This window comes from Enterobacter sp. MGH 16 (assembly GCF_000493175.1).
Classification (GTDB): domain Bacteria; phylum Pseudomonadota; class Gammaproteobacteria; order Enterobacterales; family Enterobacteriaceae; genus Enterobacter; species Enterobacter roggenkampii.
Map to the genome: position 1 here is coordinate 3,554,340 of NZ_KI535695.1, position 19,436 is coordinate 3,573,775.

Sequence of the window (19,436 nt, forward strand, 5' to 3'; positions counted from 1 at the left end):
CGGCATCCTTTAGAAAGAAAACACAAGTTGGCGCTAGTGTGCCTGGCTCATTTCACCTCTTCCTCCTCCCGTAGGGGATTAGACAGGGAGGAGTAGCGGGGATGAGCAGAAAAGTGTGATCAAGGCCACTCTCAGAGCATAGTTCGAGTGTGCCCGGAAGATAAAAAAGTAACCGAGGAGAATGTCAAAGAAATGAAATGCAGTTTCGGATGAAATTAAACCCTGCCGAAATAATTACTTACCTGGAATAATATTTTTGCAACAGGATGTCATGACCAGGAAAGGTATTATTCTCGCTGAACTTTACCCACCCTTTATTAAATTTGACGTCACTATCCCTTCCTGAAACCAGTTTCAGCGCAGCCGCAGCACAACCATACAAGCCAGCATTGACGCGGCATTAAAGCCCTTTCCAGAAAGTTCCATCATCTGCCTGAATGTTTTGTGACAGAGTGCAAATTCAGAGCCACCAAAACCAGACATAACTTGCAATAGTTCTTTTTCTGACCGACCTTATATCGTATTAATTACGAAGCGCAAAAAAAATAAAATCTCTCGTTCCCCACAGTGAAGTGAAACCTATGTTGATTCCGTCTAAATTAAGTCGCCCGGTTCGTCTTGACCATACAGTGGTCCGCGAGCGTCTGTTGGCTAAACTTTCCGGCGCGCATAATTTCCGACTGGCGCTGGTTACGAGCCCTGCAGGTTATGGAAAAACAACGCTCATCTCGCAATGGGCCGCAGGTAAGAGCGATCTTGGCTGGTACTCCCTTGATGAGGGCGATAACCAGCAAGAACGTTTTGCCAGCTATCTGATTGCCGCCATACAGCAAGCCACCCATGGACACTGCGTCGCCAGTGAGGTGATGGTGCAAAAGCGCCAGTACGCCAGCCTGTCCTCCCTTTTCTCTCAGCTGTTTATCGAACTGGCTGAATGGCATCGCCCGCTTTACGTGGTGATTGATGATTACCATCTCATCACTAACCCGGTGATTCATGAATCGATGCGTTTCTTCCTGCGCCATCAGCCGGAAAACCTGACGTTAGTGGTGCTGTCACGCAACCTGCCGCAGTTGGGTATTGCCAACCTGCGCGTGCGCGATCAGCTTCTGGAAGTGGGTAGCCAACAGCTTGCTTTTACCCACCAGGAAGCGAAACAGTTCTTCGACTGCCGCCTGAACTCACCGATTGAGGCCGCCGAAAGCAGCCGTCTGTGTGATGACGTCGCAGGCTGGGCAACGGCGCTGCAGCTGATTGCCCTCTCTGCCCGGCAAAACAACAGTCCGGCGCACCAGTCAGCGCGCCGTCTGGCCGGCATCAACGCCAGCCACCTCTCTGATTACCTGGTGGATGAGGTGCTGGACAGCGTCGATCCCTCGACGCGTAATTTCCTGCTGAAAAGCTCGCTGCTGCGCTCCATGAACGATGCGCTGATCGTGCGGGTAACGGGCTGTGAAAACGGTCAGCTTCAGCTCGAAGAGATTGAACGTCAGGGCCTTTTCCTGACGCGCATGGACGATCCCGGCGAGTGGTTTAGCTATCATCCGCTGTTTGGTAGCTTCCTGCGCCAGCGCTGTCAGTGGGAGCTGGCGGTTGAACTGCCGGAGATCCACCGCGCCGCTGCCGAAAGCTGGATGGCACAGGGCTTCCCGAGCGAGGCCATCCACCACGCGCTCGCCGCCGGGGATGCCAGCATGCTGCGCGATATCCTCCTCAATCACGCGTGGGGCCTGTTTAACCACAGCGAGCTGACCCTGCTGGAAGAGTCCCTCAAAGCCCTGCCGTGGGAAAGCCTGCTGGAGAATCCGCGTCTGGTGCTGCTGCAGGCCTGGCTGATGCAGAGCCAGCATCGCTACAGCGAAGTGAACACCCTGCTGGCGCGCGCCGAGCAGGAGATGGAAAGCGAGATGGATACCACCCTGCACGGCGAGTTCAACGCGCTGCGCGCTCAGGTGGCCATTAACGACGGCGACCCGGACGAAGCGGAACGGCTGGCAATGGTCGCGCTGGATGAACTGCCGCTGGCCAACTTCTACAGCCGCATCGTGGCGACCTCCGTACACGGCGAAGTGCTGCACTGCAAAGGCGATCTCACGCGCTCGCTTTCACTGATGCAGCAAACCGAACAGATGGCGCGTCGTCATGATGTCTGGCACTACGCGCTGTGGAGCCTGATCCAGCAGAGCGAGATTTTATTCGCGCAGGGGTTCCTGCAGGCCGCCTGGGAAAACCAGGAGAAAGCGTTCCAGCTGATTCGCGAGCAGCATCTGGAACAGCTGCCGATGCACGAGTTCCTGCTGCGTATTCGCGCTCAATTACTGTGGGCATGGTCGCGTCTGGATGAAGCAGAAAGCTGCGCCCGCCAGGGTGTGGATGTTCTTTCCAGTTTCCAGCCTCAGCAGCAGCTGCAGTGCCTGGCGCTGCTGGTGCAGTGCTCGCTGGCGCGCGGCGATCTCGATAACGCCCGCAACCATCTTAACCGCCTGGAAAACCTGCTCGGCAACGGCCAGTATCATAGCGACTGGGTGTCAAACGCCGACAAGGTCCGGGTGATTTACTGGCAGATGACCGGCGATAAAAAATCCGCCGCCAACTGGCTGCGTCAGACGCCAAAACCGGAATTTGCCAACAACCACTTCCTGCAGAGCCAGTGGCGCAACATTGCCCGCGCGCAGATCCTGCTCGGTGAATTAGAGCCCGCAGAGATTGTGCTGGAAGAGCTGAACGAGAACGCGCGCAGCCTGCGCCTGATGAGCGACCTGAACCGCAACCTGCTGCTGCAAAATCAGCTCTACTGGCAGGCGGGCCGTAAAAACGATGCCCAGCGCGTGCTGCTGGAGGCGCTACAGCTGGCAAACCGCACCGGGTTTATCAGCCACTTTGTGATTGAAGGGGAAGTGATGGCCCAGCAGCTGCGTCAGCTTATTCAGCTCAACACGCTGCCGGAGCTGGATCAGCATCGCGCCCAGCGTATTCTGCGCGAGATTAACCAGCATCATCGCCACAAGTTTGCGCATTTCGATGAGAACTTCGTTGAACGTCTGCTAAACCACCCTGAAGTGCCGGAGCTTATCCGCACCAGTCCGCTTACCCAGCGCGAATGGCAGGTTCTGGGGCTGATCTATTCAGGCTACAGCAACGAGCAGATTGCCGGCGAGCTGGCGGTGGCGGCGACCACCATCAAAACGCATATCCGCAACCTGTACCAGAAGCTGGGCGTGGCGCATCGACAGGATGCGGTGCAGCATGCGCAGCAGCTGTTGAAGATGATGGGGTACGGCGTTTAGTTTTGTGCGGTCTGATGCCCTCTCCCACAGGGAGAGGGAAAACAATTTGTAGGTCGGGTAAGCGCAGCGCCACCCGACACAACCGTTAGCACAGTTCCAGCTGCAAATTATTATCTTTAATTACCTGCATCACGCCCGCCGGCGGCATCACGTCGGTATAGACCGCATCCACCATGCTGATGCTGCCCATGTTCACCATCGCGTTACGGCCAAACTTCGAGTGATCCACCACCAGCATCACGTGGCGTGAGTTTTCAATGATCGCGCGCTTGGTGCGCACCTCGTGGTAATCAAACTCCAGCAGCGAACCGTCGCTGTCGATGCCGCTGATGCCCAGAATGCCGAAGTCGAGGCGGAACTGAGAGATAAAGTCGAGGGTCGCTTCACCGATAATCCCGCCGTCGCGGCTGCGTAGCTCGCCGCCCGCGAGGATGATGCGGAAATCGTCTTTTTGCATCAGGGTGTTGGCGACGTTCAGGTTGTTGGTGACCACGCGCAGGTTCTCGTGATCCAGCAGCGCATGGGCGACCGCTTCCGGCGTGGTGCCGATATCAATAAACAGCGTCGCCCCGTTCGGGATCTGGCTGGCGACCTTGCGGGCAATGCGCTCTTTCTCCGCCGTCTGCGTCGCTTTTCGGTCGTGCCAGGAGGTGTTGACCGAGCTGGACGGCAGCGCCGCGCCGCCGTGGTGGCGAAGGATGCGGTTCTGATCGGCCAGGTCGTTCAGGTCACGACGGATGGTTTGTGGGCTGACGGCAAACTGCTCCACCAGCTCTTCGGTGCTGACGTATCCCTGTTTTTTTACCAGTTCGATAATGGCGTCATGACGTTGTGTTTGTTTCATCAATTATCCCTGAGAATTATGTTCGTTTTCGCGCATGGAGCGTGTCGGCAAAGGCCATCGCCAGCCCCACGGCCAGCCCGGCGACGTGCGCACCGTTGGCGATAGACATACCAAACAGATCAAACCATCCGGCAATTAGCCATATTAACGCAAAGGTTATCAATCCGCGTTGCAGATAGATGCCGCTTTGCGGATCGCGCTCCCCGCGAAGCCAGACGTAGCCCATCAGGGCATAGACGACACCCGACAGCCCGCCGAACCACGGGCCGCTGAACTTGTGCTGTACGTAGCCGCTCAACAGGGCGCTGATGATGGTGATAACGATCAGCTTGCCGCTGCCCAGACGCTTTTCAACGGCACCGCCGAGATACCACCACCAGAGCAGGTTAAAGAGGATATGCATCACCGAGAAGTGCATCAGCGCGTGGCTAAAGTAGCGCCATACGTCAAACTCAAGCGACGGATCATAGGGCCACGCCAGGGCAATCATCACGCTCTGGTCGCCGACCACGTTCATGATAATAAAGACGATGATGCAGGCCGCCATCAGCAGCAGCGTAAACGGGCCCGCGCGCTCGCGAAGGGTGGCGAGGAAGGGGAAGCGGCTGTAGTGCAATCCGCTGCCGGTCTGGCCGGATTGCCAGCTGGCCGCGAGATAGCGCGGGTCGCCAGGGTTCTCAAGAAAACGCGCCAGCTCCTCGTTTACCCGCCCGGCCTGGCTCTCATCGGCCAGCCAGACGTCGGTCTGCGTATGTTGCTGAATAGTAAGAATAACGCCCTGCGTCGCCATATAGTCGACAAACGCCTGGGCGACGCGCGGGTTGGTAAAAGAGGTGATCATCAACATGGGCAGCGGTCGCTTATTTCCACACAAAAGGGGACAGTATAGCGGGATCAGCGCTCAAACGCGTATTCCACTTCCGCCGGGAAATGACGATGCCAGGCATCGAAACCGCCGTCGACGCTGTAAACCGCGTCGTAACCCTGCTGAAGCAGATACTGCGCCGCGCCTTTGCTGCTGTTGCCGTGGTAGCACATGACCATCACCGGCGTGTCGAAGTCGTTATCGCGCATAAACGCGCCCAGCGTGTCGTTGGTGAGATGAAACGCGCCCGGCGTATGGCCCATCGCAAAACTCTGCGGATCGCGGATGTCCACCAGCACCGCTTTTCCCTGGTGCATCTTCTGGTGGGCTTCTTCTACGTTAATACATTCAAACTGATCCATGGTGTTCTCTTAACAGTGGTCAACGACAAGATTTTACCCCGTAGTGTACGTCCTGGCGGCGGGTAAACGCCATTATGTTATCCATATCACTCTAAATTGTTTTTTTGATGTTACCAAAAGCGCGTTCCTTTGCTATTATGAGCGATATCGAACATTTCTGAGCTTTAACGAAAGTGCATGAGGGTGTTATGGAAACCAAAGATCTGATTGTGATAGGCGGTGGCATCAACGGTGCCGGTATTGCGGTCGATGCCGCAGGACGCGGTTTATCCGTACTGATGCTGGAAGCTAACGATCTCGCCTGCGCGACGTCGTCCGCCAGCTCCAAACTGATTCACGGTGGCCTGCGCTACCTGGAACACTACGAATTCCGCCTGGTCAGCGAAGCGCTGGCCGAACGTGAAGTGCTGCTGAAAATGGCCCCGCATCTGGCGATTCCGATGCGCTTCCGCCTGCCCCATCGCCCGCATCTGCGTCCGGCGTGGATGATCCGAATTGGTCTGTTTATGTACGATCATCTGGGTAAACGCACCAGCCTCCCGGGGTCGAAAGGTTTGCGTTTTGGCTCAGAATCGGTCCTTAAGCCTGAAATCGTGCGCGGATTCGAATATTCCGACTGCTGGGTAGACGATGCCCGCCTGGTGCTGGCGAACGCGCAGATGGTTGAGAAGAAAGGCGGCGAGGTGAAAACCCGCACTCGCGCGACCGCTGCCCGTCGTGAAAACGGCCTGTGGATTGTCGAGGCGGAAGATATCGATACCGGCGAGAAGTTCAGCTGGAAAGCGCGCGGCCTGGTGAACGCCACCGGCCCGTGGGTGAAGCAGTTCTTTGACGACGGCATGCATCTGCCATCCCCGTACGGCATCCGCCTGATAAAGGGCAGCCACATTGTGGTGCCGCGCGTGCATACCCAGAAGCAGGCTTACATCCTGCAGAACGAAGACAAGCGCATCGTGTTTGTGATCCCGTGGATGGACGAATTCTCGATCATCGGTACCACCGACGTGGAGTACAAAGGCGATCCGAAGAACGTCGAGATCGACGAGAGCGAAGTGAACTACCTGCTCAAAGTGTATAACGCGCACTTTAAGAAACAGCTGTCGCGCGACGACGTGGTCTGGACCTACTCCGGCGTGCGTCCGCTGTGCGATGACGAGTCTGACTCACCGCAGGCCATCACCCGCGACTATACGCTCGATATTCACGACGTAGACGGCCAGGCGCCGCTGCTGTCCGTGTTTGGCGGTAAGCTCACCACCTACCGCAAGCTGGCCGAGCACGCGCTGGAAAAACTGGCGCCGTACTATAAAGGCATTGGCCCGGCATGGACCAAAGGCGCGGTACTGCCCGGCGGTGATATCGGCGATAACCGCGATGATTACGCCGCGAAGCTGCGCCGTCGCTTCCCGTTCATCACTGAAGGGATGGCGCGCCACTATGCCCGCACCTACGGCAGCAATACCGAGCTGATCCTGGGTGATGCAAAAGAGATTGCCGATCTGGGCGAGCATTTCGGCCACGAGCTGTACGAAGCCGAGCTGCGTTATCTGGTTGAGCACGAGTGGGTGCGTCGTCTGGATGATGCTATCTGGCGCCGTACCAAAGAAGGGATGTGGCTCAACGCCGAACAGCAGTCTCGCGTGGCGCAGTGGTTGCTGCAACATGCGGCGAAACGCGAGCTGTCGCTGGCGTCTTGATGCAAAAAAACGCCCGGTGGCGCTACGCTTACCGGGCCTACGGGATCAAGTAGGCCGGGTAAGGCGAAGCCGCCACCCGGCTTTGTTTTTACAACCTCACCGGATCAATATGCCAGATCGTCTCGGCATACTCCTTGATGGTCCTGTCTGACGAGAAATAGCCCATATTGGCGATGTTGTACATCGCGGCGCTGGTCCACTTCTCAGGCTGGCGATACAGTTCGTCCACCTTATCCTGACAGTCGACGTAGCTGCGGTAATCCGCCAGCACCTGATAGTGATCGCCAAAGTTAATCAGCGAATCCACGAGATCGCGGTAGCGGCTCGGTTCATCAGGGCTAAACACGCCGGTTGCAATCTGCGTCAGCACCTGACGCAACTCTTCATCCTCTTCGTAATACTGACGCGGCGAGTAGCCTTTCCTGCGCAGCGCCTCTACCTCTTCCGTCGTATTACCGAAGATAAAGATATTCTCTTCGCCCACGTGCTCCAGCATCTCGACGTTCGCCCCGTCCAGCGTGCCGATGGTCAGCGCGCCGTTAAGGGCAAACTTCATGTTACTGGTGCCGGATGCCTCCGTCCCCGCCGTGGAAATTTGTTCAGAGAGATCCGCCGCCGGGATGATCAGCTGCGCCAGGCTGACGCTGTAGTTCGGAATGAACACCACCTTCAGCTTGTCGCCAATGTCCGGATCCTGGTTAACCACCTTCGCCACGTCGTTGATGAGATGAATAATGTGCTTCGCCATGTAGTAGGCCGACGCCGCCTTACCGGCGAAGATCTTCACGCGCGGCACCCATTCGGCCGTCGGGTCGGCCTTAATCCGGTTGTAATGGGTGATCACGTGCAGCACGTTCATCAGCTGACGCTTGTATTCGTGGATGCGTTTGATCTGAACGTCGAACAGCGCTTTCGGGTTTGCCACCACGTTCAGGTGCATCGCCAGCCAGACCGCCAGACGCTTTTTGTTCAGCAGCTTGGCTTCGCGCACGGCTTTGTTCACCGTCGGGAAATCAATATGCTGTTCCAGCTCGCTCAGCTGGCTCAAATCGGTACGCCAGGTGCGGCCGATATTCTCGTCCAGCACCTCAGAGAGCGGCTGGTTAGCCAGCGCCAGCCAGCGGCGCGGGGTGACGCCGTTGGTCACGTTGCAGAACCGCGTCGGGAAGATCTTCGCGAAGTCCGCAAACAGCGACTGCACCATCAGGTTCGAGTGGAGCTCGGACACGCCGTTGACCTTGTGGCTGATGACAACCGCCAGCCAGGCCATGCGCACGCGGCGGCCGTTCGACTCATCAATGATGGACGCGCGGCTCAGCAGGCCGGTATCGTTTGGATACTGCTCCTGCAGCGTCTTGAGGAAGTAGTCGTTAATCTCAAAGATAATCTGCAGATGGCGCGGCAGGATTTTGCCGAGCATGTCCACCGGCCACGTCTCCAGCGCTTCGCTCATCAGCGTGTGGTTGGTGTACGAGAACACCTGGCAGGTCACCTCAAAGGCGTCGTCCCAGCTGAACTTATGCTCGTCGATCAGCAGGCGCATCAGCTCCGGAATAGAGAGCACCGGGTGGGTGTCATTAAGGTGGATCGCGGTTTTCTCCGCCAGGTTGGCGTAGGTTTTGTGCAGCTGATGGTGGCGGCTGAGGATGTCCTGAATGGTCGCCGAAACGAGGAAATACTCCTGACGCAGGCGCAGCTCGCGGCCTGAGTAGGTCGAGTCATCCGGGTACAGCACGCGGGATACGTTCTCGGAGTGGTTTTTATCCTCCACCGCCGCGAAGTAATCACCCTGGTTAAATTTACCGAGGTTAATTTCGCTACTGGCCTGAGCGCTCCACAGGCGCAGCGTGTTGGTGGCATCGGTGTCGTAGCCGGGGATGATCTGGTCGTAGGCCACGGCCAGGATCTCTTCCGTTTCCACCCAGCGGGATTTTTTTCCTTCCTGCTGAATACGCCCGCCAAAGCGCACCTTGTAGCGCGTGTTGTGGCGCTTGAACTCCCACGGGTTGCCGTACTCCAGCCAGTAGTCCGGGGACTCTTTCTGACGCCCGTCGACGATGTTTTGCTTGAACATGCCGTAATCGTAGCGAATACCGTAGCCGCGGCCCGGCAGCGCCAGCGTCGCCAGCGAGTCGAGGAAGCAGGCGGCAAGACGTCCCAGACCGCCGTTACCGAGGCCCGGGTCGTTCTCTTCGTCGATCAGTTCTTCTAAATCTAACCCCATCTCTTCCAGTGCGGTTTTGACGTCGTCATAAATACCGAGCGACAACAGCGCATTGGACAGCGTGCGGCCAATCAAAAATTCCATCGACAGATAGTAAACCTGACGCGTCTCCTGCGAGAGCTGGGCGCGGTTTGAGCGCAGCCAGCGTTCAACTAAGCGGTCGCGCACCGCAAACAGGGTGGCGTTCAGCCACTCGTGCTTGTTGGCAATAACCGGATCTTTCCCGATGGTGAACATCAGCTTGTAGGCGATGGAGTGCTTTAACGCCTCAACGCTGAGCGTGGGTGAAGAGTAGCTAAATGGAGCGTTCATATCAGTAACTTCGCCTCGTTACATCAAGCGTTGATAGAGATCGCGGTATGACTGCGCCGCAACGTGCCAGCTAAAGTCCATGGACATCGCCTGGCGTTGGACGTAGCGCCACAGCGATGGACGGGACCACAAGACGAAAGCACGCCGAATCGCCCGAAGCAGCGACCAGGCATTACTGTCCTCAAAGACAAACCCGCTGGCGATACCGTCCGCCAGGTTTTCCAGCGAGCTATCCGATACCGTATCCGCCAGCCCGCCCGTGCGGCGCACCAGCGGCAGGGTGCCGTATTTCAGGCCGTAAAGCTGCGTCAGGCCGCAGGGTTCGAAACGGCTCGGCACCAGGATGACGTCCGCGCCGCCCATAATGCGGTGCGAAAACGCCTCGTGGTAGCCAATCTGTACGCCCACCTGCCCCGGATGTTCCGCGGCGGCGGCAAGGAAACCTTCCTGCAATACCGGGTCGCCCGCGCCGAGCAGCGCCAGCTGCCCGCCCTGCTCCAGTAAACCGGGCAGCGCCTCCAGCACCAGATCCAGCCCTTTCTGGCTGGTCAGGCGGCTTACGACGGCGAACAGCGGCACTTTGTCGTTAACCTTCAGGCCCATCGCAATCTGCAGCTGGCGTTTGTTTTCCGCTTTGTCTTCCACGGAATCACGGCCGTAGCGCGCCGCCAGCAGGAGATCGGTTTCCGGGCTCCAGATCTGTTCATCCACGCCGTTCAGAATGCCCGACAGGCGGCCTTCGCGGTGGCGCTGCTGCAGCAACCCTTCCATGCCGTAGCCAAACGCCGGCTGGGTGATCTCACGCGCGTAGGTTGGGCTGACCGCCGTGATGTGATCGGCGTAGTACAGCCCCGCCTTCAGGAACGAGATCTGCCCGTTAAACTCCAGACCGTGCATGTTAAAGAACGACCATGGCAGATCGATGTCATTCATGTGATGGGCGTAGTACATCCCCTGATAGGCCAGGTTATGCACGGTAAAGACCGATTTCGCCGGGTGGCCGCGCGCGGCGAGATACGCCGGAGCAAGCCCGGCGTGCCAGTCGTGCGCATGCACCACATCCGGACGCCAGAACGGATCCAGCCCCGTCGCCATTTCTGCTCCAACCCAGCCGAGGAGCGCAAAGCGCAGCACGTTGTCGGTATAGGCGAACAGGTTCGTATCGTGATACGGGCTGCCCGAGCGATCGTATAAATGCGGCGCGTCGATCAGGTAAATCCCTACGCCATTGTAATGTCCAAACAGCAGGGTAATGCGTCCGGCAAACGTTTCACGGCGGGTCACCACTTTTGCATCAGGTATACCGCGCCGGATATCCGGAAAGGCGGGCAGCAGGACTCGGGTATCCACGCCTCCGGCGATTTGCGCCGCCGGTAATGCGCCAAGCACATCTGCCAGACCGCCCGTTTTTAATAACGGGAACATCTCAGAACATACGTGTAAAACCTGCATCATCGCTCCTGTTTGATTTGCAGCTTCCGCAACATTTCCCGTGTGACTAACACGATCCCCTCTTCCGAACGGTAGAAACGACGCGCGTCTTCTTCCGCATTCTCCCCAATGACCATCCCTTCAGGGATGACGCAGGCACGGTCGATCACGCAACGACGCAGACGACACGAGCGCCCTACCCAGACGTCCGGCAACAAGACTGCCGAATCGATATTACAGAATGAATTTATCCGCACGCGCGGGAACAGCACCGACTGCACCACGACCGAACCGGAGATGATGCACCCGCCGGACACCAGCGAGTTCAGCGTCATACCGTGGCTACCGGAGCGGTCCTGCACGAATTTGGCTGGCGGCAGCGACTCCATATGGGTACGAATCGGCCAGTTCTGGTCGTACATATCCAGTTCAGGCGTGACCGATGCCAGATCGAGGTTCGCTTTCCAGTACGCTTCCAGCGTGCCCACATCGCGCCAGTACGGTTCCGCATTCGGGTCGGACTGCACGCAGGACAGCGGGAAAGGATGTGCATACGCCATGCCAGCTTTGGTGATTTTCGGAATGATGTCTTTACCGAAGTCGTGGCTTGAGTTTTCGTCTTTGTCGTCTTCTTCCAGCAGCTCATAAAGATAATCTGCGTCAAAGACATAGATCCCCATGCTGGCGAGCGATTTGGTGTCATCGCCCGGCATGGTTGGCGGGTTCGCCGGTTTTTCAACGAAGTCGATAATTTTGTCGTCGGCGTCCACGTGCATGACGCCAAACGCCGTCGCTTCAGCAACGGGCACAGGCAGACACGCCACGGTGCAGCGCGCCCCTTTTTCGACGTGGTCGATGAGCATGTGGGAGTAATCTTGCTTGTAAATGTGGTCCCCGGCGAGGATCACAATGTATTCCGCGTTATAGCGACGAATGATGTCGAGGTTCTGGGTCACCGCATCCGCTGTCCCGCGATACCAGTTCTCGCCGTGAACGCGCTGCTGCGCAGGAAGGAGATCGACAAATTCGTTCATCTCTTCGCTGAAGAATGACCAGCCGCGCTGAATATGCTGCACCAGGGTGTGCGACTGATACTGCGTGATGACGCCAATGCGGCGAATGCCCGAGTTCAGGCAGTTGGAGAGCGCAAAGTCGATAATACGGAACTTACCACCAAAGTGAACGGCCGGCTTGGCGCGCTTGATGGTCAAATCTTTCAGACGGGTACCACGCCCGCCCGCAAGTATCAGGGCAACCGTTTTTAATGGTAGCTGGCGTGCCAACATTAAGGGATCGTTCTTCTCTAATCTAACCATGACTAACTCCTTTTTTATCATCTTTGGAATACGCACACTCCGTGCGCAGGCCCGTGCCAGACAGCCATTACTACCGGATTATCCGCTCCGGCAAAGGGGGGAACGGCTCGCCATTCCCCGTCAGGTAAAACAATCTCTGCGACGTCATCCGTCGCGTTCAGCGTGACCAGCCATTTATCCGACAGCAGGATTTGCAGGCGTGGTACGCCGTGTTGCCACTCTTGCGCGCTTAACGGTTGCGCGTCTTTATTCAGCCAGCGAACGTTGCCGTCACCCTCTTCCCACCAGCTGTTGGCGGTCAGCGCGGGGATCTGCTGGCGAAGATGGATCAGCGCAGCGGTAAAATGAATCAGGCCGCTGTTGGCTTCACCCCAGTCGAGCCAGGTTAAGGTGTTGTCCTGGCAATAGGCGTTGTTATTACCGTGCTGGCTGTGACCATGCTCGTCGCCTGCCAGCAGCATCGGCGTGCCCTGCGACAGTAAAAGCGTTGTCAGCAGCGCATGAACGCTGGCGCGTCGCCGCTCTATCACATCCAGACTTCCGCCTAACCCTTCTATACCATGATTAAAGCTATGGTTATTGTTAGTGCCATCGCGATTCTCTTCGCCGTTCGCCTCATTGTGTTTCTGATTGAAACAAACGCAGTCCCTGAGCGTAAAACCGTCGTGCGCCGTCAACAGATTAACGGTGGCCGACGGGCGTTTGCCGTCGCGCTTAAAGAGATCGCTCGACGCGGCAAAGCGCCCGGCAAATTCCCCCAGCGACAGGTTCCGCTCCAGCCAGAAGCGGCGTACGGCGTCGCGGTAGTGGTCGTTCCACTCGGCAAACAGCGGCGGGAAATTCCCGACCTGATAACCGCCTTCACCAATGTCCCACGGCTCGGCAATCAGCTTCACCTGCGAGAGCACCGGACAGTTTTTTATCGCCTCAAACAATGGCGCCTGCTGGCTGAACGCCGGCGTGCGTCCCATGACGGGCGCCAGGTCGAAACGAAAACCGTCGACGTGGAACGTCTCCACCCAGTATTTCAGGCATTCATACGCAAAATGCGTAACCGCCGGATGGCTGAGATTGAGCGTGTTGCCGCAGCCGGTCCAGTTCTCATAATCGCCATCCTGCCTGATCCAATAATAGCTACGGTTATCAATTCCGCGCATGGAGAGCGTCGGGCCGTCGAGATCGCTTTCTGCGCTGTGGTTCAGTACCACGTCCAGAATGACCTCAATGCCCGCCGCGTGGAGCGCCTTCACCGCATCGCGGAACTCGTCCCGCGCCTTTTCCGGATGGACGGCATAGCGCGGCTCGAGCGCGAACATCGCCAGCGGGTTATAGCCCCAGTAGTTGCTCAGCCCCAGCCGCTGCAGACGCGGCTCGCTGGCAAAATGGGCGACGGGGAGCAGTTCCAGGGCGGTGATGCCGAGGTGTTTCAGGTAGGCGATCATGGTGGGATGCCCGAGCGCCTTGTAGGTGCCGCGCATCTCTTTGGGGATCGACGGATGCAGGTACGTCAGCCCTTTGACGTGGGCTTCATAAATGACGGTCTTGCCCCACGGCGTCTGCGGCGGGGCATCGTCTTCCCAGTCATAAAGATCGTTCACCACCACGCTTTTTGGCGCGACGGGCGCGCTGTCGCGGTGGTCGGGCTCGCCGTAGCCCACGTGGAAGAGCGGATCATCTTTAAATTCGCCGTCCACGCGGTGCGCGCACGGATCAATCAGCAGCTTCGCCGGGTTAAACCAGTGCCCCTGCGCGGGATCCCACGGACCGTGGACGCGAAAGCCATAGTGCATACCGGGCCGTCCTCCGGCCAGGTAGCCGTGCCAGGTATCCCCCGTGCGCGCGGGTAAATCGTAACGGTGCTCGTTACCTTCCCCGTCAAACACGCACAGTTCAACCCGCTCGGCGTGAGCGGAAAAGAGGGTGAAGTTCACCCCTTTTCCGTCAAAATGCGCCCCGAGCGGTTCGGGTTTACCTGCCGTAAGCTGCGTCATTCGCCCTCCCGCATCAGCCAGATGGTGCCAAGCGGCGGCAGCGTCAGGCTCAGGGAGTTGGGTCGCCCGTGGCTTTCAATGGCGTCGCTCTGTACCAGCCCACCGTTACCGGCATTGCTGCCGTGGTAGTGCATTGAGTCGGTATTCAGAATTTCACGCCATTTGCCCGGCTGGTTAATGCCGAAGCGGTAGTGTTCGCGCGGCACCGGGGTGAAGTTGCTGGCGACGATGATCTCGTTACCCGCCTTGTCACGACGCACAAAGACAAACACCGAGCGCTCATGGTCGTCCACCACCAGCCATTCAAAGCCGTACGGATCGAAGTCGAGCTCGTGCAGCGCTTTGTGGTGGCGATAGGTCAGGTTCAGATCGCGTACCAGACGCTGCACCCCGTGGTGCCAGTTGTCGCCGCCTTCCAGCAGATGCCAGTCGAGGCTGGCGTCGTGGTTCCACTCGCGCCCCTGGGCGAACTCATTGCCCATGAACAGCAGTTTCTTGCCCGGGAAGGCAAACATCCAGCCGTAATAGGCGCGCAGGTTGGCAAACTTCTGCCACGCGTCGCCCGGCATGCGGTCGAGAATCGATTTTTTACCGTGTACCACCTCATCGTGCGACAGCGGCAGCATGAAGTTTTCGGTGTAGTTGTAGAGCATCCCGAACGTCAGCTTATCGTGATGATACTTACGGTAAACCGGATCCAGCTTCATGTAGTCGAGCGTGTCGTGCATCCAGCCCAGGTTCCACTTATACCAGAACCCCAGGCCGCCTGATGACGGCGGACGGGAGACGCCCGCAAAGTCGGTGGACTCTTCCGCCATGGTCACGGCACCGTCCACCTGCTCGCCGATAATGCGGTTGGTATTACGCAGGAATTCAATGGCTTCCAGGTTTTCGCGGCCACCAAACTCGTTCGGGATCCACTCCCCCTCTTTGCGGCTGTAGTCGCGGTAGATCATTGACGCCACCGCATCCACGCGCAGGGCGTCAATGCCAAACCGCTCGATCCAGTACAGGGCATTCCCGACCAGGTAGTTCGACACTTCACGGCGACCGTAGTTGTAAATCAGCGTGTTCCAGTCCTGGTGATAGCCCTCGCGCGGATCGCTATGCTCGTACAGCTTTGTGCCGTCAAACTCTGCCAGCGCAAAATCATCCGCCGGGAAATGGCCCGGCACCCAGTCGAGGATCACGTTCAGCCCGGCGGCGTGCGCGGCATCAATGAAATAGCGGAAGTCGTCGCGGGTGCCGAAGCGGCGGGTCGGCGCATACAGCCCGGTGGGCTGATAGCCCCAGCTGCCGTCGAACGGATGCTCGTTGACCGGCAGCAGCTCAAGGTGGGTAAAGCCCATCCATTTGGCGTATGGCACCAGCTGGTCGGCAAGCTCCCGGTAGCTGAGCCAGAAGTTGTTATCGGTATGGCGGCGCCAGGAGCCGAGATGGACTTCATAGACGGATATTGGCGCATCAAAACGGTTGGCCTGTTTACGCTCCTCCGTCTGGACGACCTTCTCCGGCAGGCCGCAGATCAGCGACGCGGTATCCGGGCGCATCTGCGCTTCGAAGGCATACGGGTCGGCTTTAATGCGCAGCTTGCCGTGGGCGTCGATCATCTCGAATTTATAAAGCTGCCCGTGGTGCGCCCCGGGGATAAACAGCTCCCAGATGCCGGTTTCCCGACGCAGGCGCATCGGGTGACGGCGGCCGTCCCAGTAGTTGAACTGGCCGACAACGGAGACGCGCTGGGCATTGGGCGCCCACACGGAGAACCGCGTGCCGGTGATGCCGTCCATGGTATCGGCATGGGCACCCAGCGTTTCATAAGGACGCAGATGCGTCCCCTCGGAGAGCAGCCAGGCATCCATCTCTTTAAGCAGAGGGCCGAAGCTGTAGGGATCGTCAATCAGGTTCTGCTGGCCGTGCCATAGAACGGCGAGCTGATAGCGAAAAGGGTTTTTACGACGGGGCATCACGCCCGAGAAGAAGCCACGGGAATCGAGGCATTCAAGGTTACCGACTTTGCGGCCGGTTTTGGGTTCAATCACCCAGACTTCTGTGGCATCCGGCAACAGGGCACGAACTTCCAGACCTGCCTCAGTACGGTGCATCCCAAGCACAGAAAAGGGGTCAGCGAAATGACCCGCAATAAGCGCATTAATCACGTCTCTATCCACACGATCGGACATGGTATTCATCCTGTTTTTATGTCGTCCTTTTTAAGCGCTCCGGGACGACTTTTAATGTGACCTGAACGGGACAGCACAAAAATGTGCATCCATTCTGCTCCGTTCGAACCTCAGGTAAGAAATGACTCTTCCTTAAAGCATAGCCAACGCTCTAAATGACTCCTGATAAAAAATAAGACATACGCGTGTTACTCCATGTAGTACGCAAAAAAAAGGGGTGAAAATCACCCCCGGTATTTAACAAATTATTACGCCAGCTGGCGCAGCATGCGGCGCAGCGGCTCAGCGGCGCCCCACAGGAGCTGGTCACCAACGGTGAACGCGGAGAGATACTCCGGCCCCATGTTCAGCTTACGCAGACGGCCAACCGGCGTGGTCAGCGTGCCGGTCACCGCTGCCGGGGTCAGCTCGCGCATGGTGATATCGCGATCGTTTGGCACCACTTTCGCCCACGGGTTGTGCGCGGCCAGCAGCTCTTCCACGGTCGGAATAGACACATCTTTTTTCAGTTTAATAGTGAAAGCCTGGCTGTGGCAGCGCAGCGCGCCGATACGCACGCACAGACCGTCAACCGGAATGGTGTTCGCGGTATTGAGGATTTTGTTGGTCTCGGCCTGGCCTTTCCACTCTTCGCGGGTCTGGCCGTTATCCAGCTGTTTGTCGATCCACGGGATCAGGCCGCCGGCCAGCGGTACGCCAAAGTTATCCACCGGCAGCTCGCCGCTGCGGGTCAGCTCGGTCACTTTACGCTCGATATCGAGAATAGCGGATGCCGGATTTGCCAGCTCGGTCGCAACGCTCTGGTGCAGCTGGCCCATCTGTGTCAGCAGCTCGCGCATGTGACGCGCGCCGCCGCCGGACGCCGCCTGGTAGGTCGCCACGGAGACCCACTCCACCAGATCCTGCGCGAACAGACCGCCGAGGGACATCAGCATCAGGCTGACGGTGCAGTTACCGCCAACAAAGGTTTTTACGCCGTTGTTCAGGCCATCGGCGATCACGCCCTGGTTAACCGGGTCGAGAATGATGATGGCATCGTCTTTCATGCGCAGCGATGAGGCCGCGTCAATCCAGTAGCCCTGCCAGCCGCTTTCACGCAGCTTTGGATAGATTTCGTTGGTATAATCGCCGCCCTGGCAGGTCACAATAATGTCGAGTGCCTTCAGCGCTTCCAGATCGTAAGCATCCTGCAACGTGCCTGTGGTACCACCAAAGGACGGAGCAGCCTGGCCGAGCTGGGAAGTGGAGAAGAAGACCGGGCGGATAGCGTCGAAATCGCGCTCTTCAACCATGCGTTGCATGAGTACAGAGCCGACCATACCGCGCCAGCCGATAAAACCAACGTTTTTCATAGCATTTTTTTCCTGCTGAGGGTGTGTGCTGATTGTGCAAGCCAGTATTGAACTGGGATATGCTTCACATTACAAAATGCAGCCAAAGTCGCAAGCGAAATTAATCGATGATTGCCCGGCAATCAGAAATACAGCTAATTATCATAATAACCATAGAGAGTTTCAGGGATAATTTACATGAGTGAAATCATTTCCGCCGCGGTTTTATTGATCCTGATAATGGATCCCCTGGGTAACCTGCCGATCTTCATGTCGGTGTTGAAGCACACCGAGCCGAAGCGCCGCCGGGCGATCATGATCCGCGAGCTGCTCATCGCCCTGCTGGTGATGTTTATCTTCCTGTTTGCGGGTGAAAAAATCCTCGCCTTCCTGAACCTGCGCGCTGAAACCGTGTCGATTTCCGGTGGGATTATTCTGTTCCTGATTGCGATTAAGATGATTTTCCCGAGCGCGGAAGGCAGCAGCAGCGGCCTGCCTGCGGGTGAAGAGCCGTTTATTGTGCCGCTGGCGATCCCGCTCGTCGCGGGGCCAACCATTCTGGCGACGCTGATGCTGCTGTCGCACCAGTATCCGAACCAGATGAGCCATCTGGTGATTGCCCTGCTGATTGCCTGGGGCGGGACGTTTATCATCCTGCTGCAGTCGTCCCTGTTCCTGCGCCTGCTGGGCGAAAAAGGGGTAAACGCGCTGGAGCGCCTGATGGGGCTCATTCTGGTGATGATGGCAACGCAGATGTTCCTGGATGGGATCAGGGCGTGGATGAAAGGATGACGTTCTCCCTCTCCCTGTGGGAGAGGGCATCAGGCCGCAGAGGCCGTATTCTTGCCGGGTGGCTGCTTCGCCTTACCCGGCCTACAACGGCTCTAGTCCCGTAGGTCGGGTAAGCGTTAGCGCCACCCGACTTTTTTCACAGTGGCAGGATGCCTTCATTTGTACGCAACCAGCGCGGTGCTTTCAACATACCGCTATACAGCCCAACTAAGCCTTGCAACAAATCTCCAGCCACTCTTTCATCACTCTCTGAAAGTGAACGAGCCAACAGCAACTGCGTTAATAGCGGGCAATAGCTTCCCAACTGTTCAACTTCCGGTTCGAAGGCAGGGACGTCCAGAGGCAGGTCATCTACCGTTAAACTCGCTTTTAAATATTCAGGAACAGGTTCAAGCATGGGTGCGGCCTGATACCCTCAACCTCCCCCCAAATAAGTGAGGGCTACCCCTTACGAATCAAATACCGGTACGGCAGCGTTTCCGTCTGCTGCGCCACCAGTTCATGCTCCATAAAGGTACAAAAACCGGGAATGTCGCGCGTGGTGGCAGGGTCGTCGGCAACGATCAGCAGCGTTTCACCGGTCTGCATGTTGCGCACGGTTTTACGTACCATCATTACCGGTTCCGGGCAGCGAAGGCCCTGGGCATCAAGAGTGTGGTCTGGGCTGGAAAACAGGTCGGTCATGATCTTCTCGGTCAGGTAAAAACGGCTGTAGTTTACGCCCCGTTGCGGTCAATGCAAACCAGGTTAACGATTGCGTAAAAACTAACCATTGCAATGTCCCGCCAAAGCAGTATCATG

General features: G+C 57.6%; 14 protein-coding genes. 3 read left to right on the top strand and 11 right to left on the bottom strand.

Annotation, left to right across the window (positions count from 1 at the left end; translation table 11 throughout):
• The first annotated feature begins 581 nt into the window (after positions 1 to 581).
• Entirely contained in the window at positions 582 to 3,287 is a 2,706-nt protein-coding gene (gene malT / locus L362_RS06135) for an HTH-type transcriptional regulator MalT (RefSeq protein WP_008503059.1), read from the top strand.
• A gap of 85 nt (positions 3,288 to 3,372) precedes the next feature.
• Here the strand turns inward: malT and L362_RS06130 are convergent, their stop codons facing one another.
• From L362_RS06130 to glpE, 3 genes are read right to left on the bottom strand one after another with little or no spacing between them, the layout of a single operon-like run.
• Complete coding sequence (locus L362_RS06130; RefSeq protein ID WP_008503060.1) at positions 3,373 to 4,131, bottom strand: DeoR/GlpR family transcriptional regulator; 759 nt, start codon at positions 4,129 to 4,131, stop codon at positions 3,373 to 3,375.
• Between the two features lie 16 nt (positions 4,132 to 4,147).
• On the bottom strand, positions 4,148 to 4,978 hold the full coding sequence (gene glpG, locus L362_RS06125) for a rhomboid family intramembrane serine protease GlpG (RefSeq protein WP_023345039.1): 831 nt from the start codon (positions 4,976 to 4,978) through the stop codon (positions 4,148 to 4,150).
• Positions 4,979 to 5,025: 47 nt separating this feature from the next.
• Entirely contained in the window at positions 5,026 to 5,358 is a 333-nt protein-coding gene (glpE, locus tag L362_RS06120; RefSeq protein ID WP_008503062.1) for a thiosulfate sulfurtransferase GlpE, read from the bottom strand.
• Between the two features lie 188 nt (positions 5,359 to 5,546).
• On the opposite strand from glpE, the gene glpD reads away from it, so the two are divergent.
• The gene (glpD, locus tag L362_RS06115; protein WP_021242183.1) at positions 5,547 to 7,055 is read left to right on the top strand and encodes a glycerol-3-phosphate dehydrogenase; all 1,509 of its coding nucleotides are present in this window, start codon (positions 5,547 to 5,549) and stop codon (positions 7,053 to 7,055) included.
• Positions 7,056 to 7,143: 88 nt separating this feature from the next.
• Here the strand turns inward: glpD and glgP are convergent, their stop codons facing one another.
• The 6 genes from glgP to asd form a co-directional block, all read right to left on the bottom strand.
• On the bottom strand, positions 7,144 to 9,591 hold the full coding sequence (gene glgP / locus L362_RS06110; protein ID WP_008503064.1) for a glycogen phosphorylase: 2,448 nt from the start codon (positions 9,589 to 9,591) through the stop codon (positions 7,144 to 7,146).
• An 18-nt stretch (positions 9,592 to 9,609) separates the two neighbouring features.
• On the bottom strand, positions 9,610 to 11,043 hold the full coding sequence (gene glgA, locus L362_RS06105; protein ID WP_023345040.1) for a glycogen synthase GlgA: 1,434 nt from the start codon (positions 11,041 to 11,043) through the stop codon (positions 9,610 to 9,612).
• Positions 11,043 to 12,338, bottom strand: coding sequence for a glucose-1-phosphate adenylyltransferase (glgC, locus tag L362_RS06100; protein ID WP_008503066.1), 1,296 nt, complete (start codon positions 12,336 to 12,338; stop codon positions 11,043 to 11,045). Before glgC ends, glgA begins: the two co-directional genes overlap by 1 nt.
• Before the next feature lie 17 nt (positions 12,339 to 12,355).
• The gene (glgX, locus tag L362_RS06095) at positions 12,356 to 14,329 is read right to left on the bottom strand and encodes a glycogen debranching protein GlgX (protein WP_023345041.1); all 1,974 of its coding nucleotides are present in this window, start codon (positions 14,327 to 14,329) and stop codon (positions 12,356 to 12,358) included.
• The gene (gene glgB / locus L362_RS06090) at positions 14,326 to 16,512 is read right to left on the bottom strand and encodes a 1,4-alpha-glucan branching enzyme (RefSeq protein WP_023345042.1); all 2,187 of its coding nucleotides are present in this window, start codon (positions 16,510 to 16,512) and stop codon (positions 14,326 to 14,328) included. The genes glgX and glgB overlap by 4 nt, the downstream gene beginning before the upstream one ends.
• 248 nt (positions 16,513 to 16,760) lie before the next feature.
• Positions 16,761 to 17,864 carry an aspartate-semialdehyde dehydrogenase gene (gene asd, locus L362_RS06085; protein ID WP_021242179.1) on the bottom strand — a complete coding sequence of 368 codons (1,104 nt, stop codon included), beginning with the start codon at positions 17,862 to 17,864 and terminating at the stop codon, positions 16,761 to 16,763.
• Positions 17,865 to 18,041: 177 nt separating this feature from the next.
• On the opposite strand from asd, the gene yhgN reads away from it, so the two are divergent.
• Complete coding sequence (gene yhgN, locus L362_RS06080) at positions 18,042 to 18,635, top strand: NAAT family transporter YhgN (RefSeq protein ID WP_003861574.1); 594 nt, start codon at positions 18,042 to 18,044, stop codon at positions 18,633 to 18,635.
• A 136-nt stretch (positions 18,636 to 18,771) separates the two neighbouring features.
• On the opposite strand, the gene L362_RS0123170 is transcribed toward yhgN, so the two are convergent.
• Both L362_RS0123170 and tusA read right to left on the bottom strand, forming a co-directional pair.
• Entirely contained in the window at positions 18,772 to 19,032 is a 261-nt protein-coding gene (locus L362_RS0123170; RefSeq protein ID WP_021242178.1) for a hypothetical protein, read from the bottom strand.
• Positions 19,033 to 19,076: 44 nt separating this feature from the next.
• On the bottom strand, positions 19,077 to 19,319 hold the full coding sequence (tusA, locus tag L362_RS06075; protein WP_017693840.1) for a sulfurtransferase TusA: 243 nt from the start codon (positions 19,317 to 19,319) through the stop codon (positions 19,077 to 19,079).
• Between the last annotated feature and the right edge of the window lie 117 nt (positions 19,320 to 19,436).

Bases quoted from the DNA above. Each gene is read 5' to 3' on its own strand.
- malT (WP_008503059.1), top strand. From the start codon at position 582: ATGTTGATTCCGTCTAAATTAAGTCGCCCGGTTCGTCTTGACCATACA.
- L362_RS06130 (WP_008503060.1), bottom strand. From the start codon at position 4,131: ATGAAACAAACACAACGTCATGACGCCATTATCGAACTGGTAAAAAAA.
- glpG (WP_023345039.1), bottom strand. From the start codon at position 4,978: ATGTTGATGATCACCTCTTTTACCAACCCGCGCGTCGCCCAGGCGTTT.
- glpE (WP_008503062.1), bottom strand. From the start codon at position 5,358: ATGGATCAGTTTGAATGTATTAACGTAGAAGAAGCCCACCAGAAGATG.
- glpD (WP_021242183.1), top strand. From the start codon at position 5,547: ATGGAAACCAAAGATCTGATTGTGATAGGCGGTGGCATCAACGGTGCC.
- glgP (WP_008503064.1), bottom strand. From the start codon at position 9,591: ATGAACGCTCCATTTAGCTACTCTTCACCCACGCTCAGCGTTGAGGCG.
- glgA (WP_023345040.1), bottom strand. From the start codon at position 11,043: ATGCAGGTTTTACACGTATGTTCTGAGATGTTCCCGTTATTAAAAACG.
- glgC (WP_008503066.1), bottom strand. From the start codon at position 12,338: ATGGTTAGATTAGAGAAGAACGATCCCTTAATGTTGGCACGCCAGCTA.
- glgX (WP_023345041.1), bottom strand. From the start codon at position 14,329: ATGACGCAGCTTACGGCAGGTAAACCCGAACCGCTCGGGGCGCATTTT.
- glgB (WP_023345042.1), bottom strand. From the start codon at position 16,512: ATGTCCGATCGTGTGGATAGAGACGTGATTAATGCGCTTATTGCGGGT.
- asd (WP_021242179.1), bottom strand. From the start codon at position 17,864: ATGAAAAACGTTGGTTTTATCGGCTGGCGCGGTATGGTCGGCTCTGTA.
- yhgN (WP_003861574.1), top strand. From the start codon at position 18,042: ATGAGTGAAATCATTTCCGCCGCGGTTTTATTGATCCTGATAATGGAT.
- L362_RS0123170 (WP_021242178.1), bottom strand. From the start codon at position 19,032: ATGCTTGAACCTGTTCCTGAATATTTAAAAGCGAGTTTAACGGTAGAT.
- tusA (WP_017693840.1), bottom strand. From the start codon at position 19,319: ATGACCGACCTGTTTTCCAGCCCAGACCACACTCTTGATGCCCAGGGC.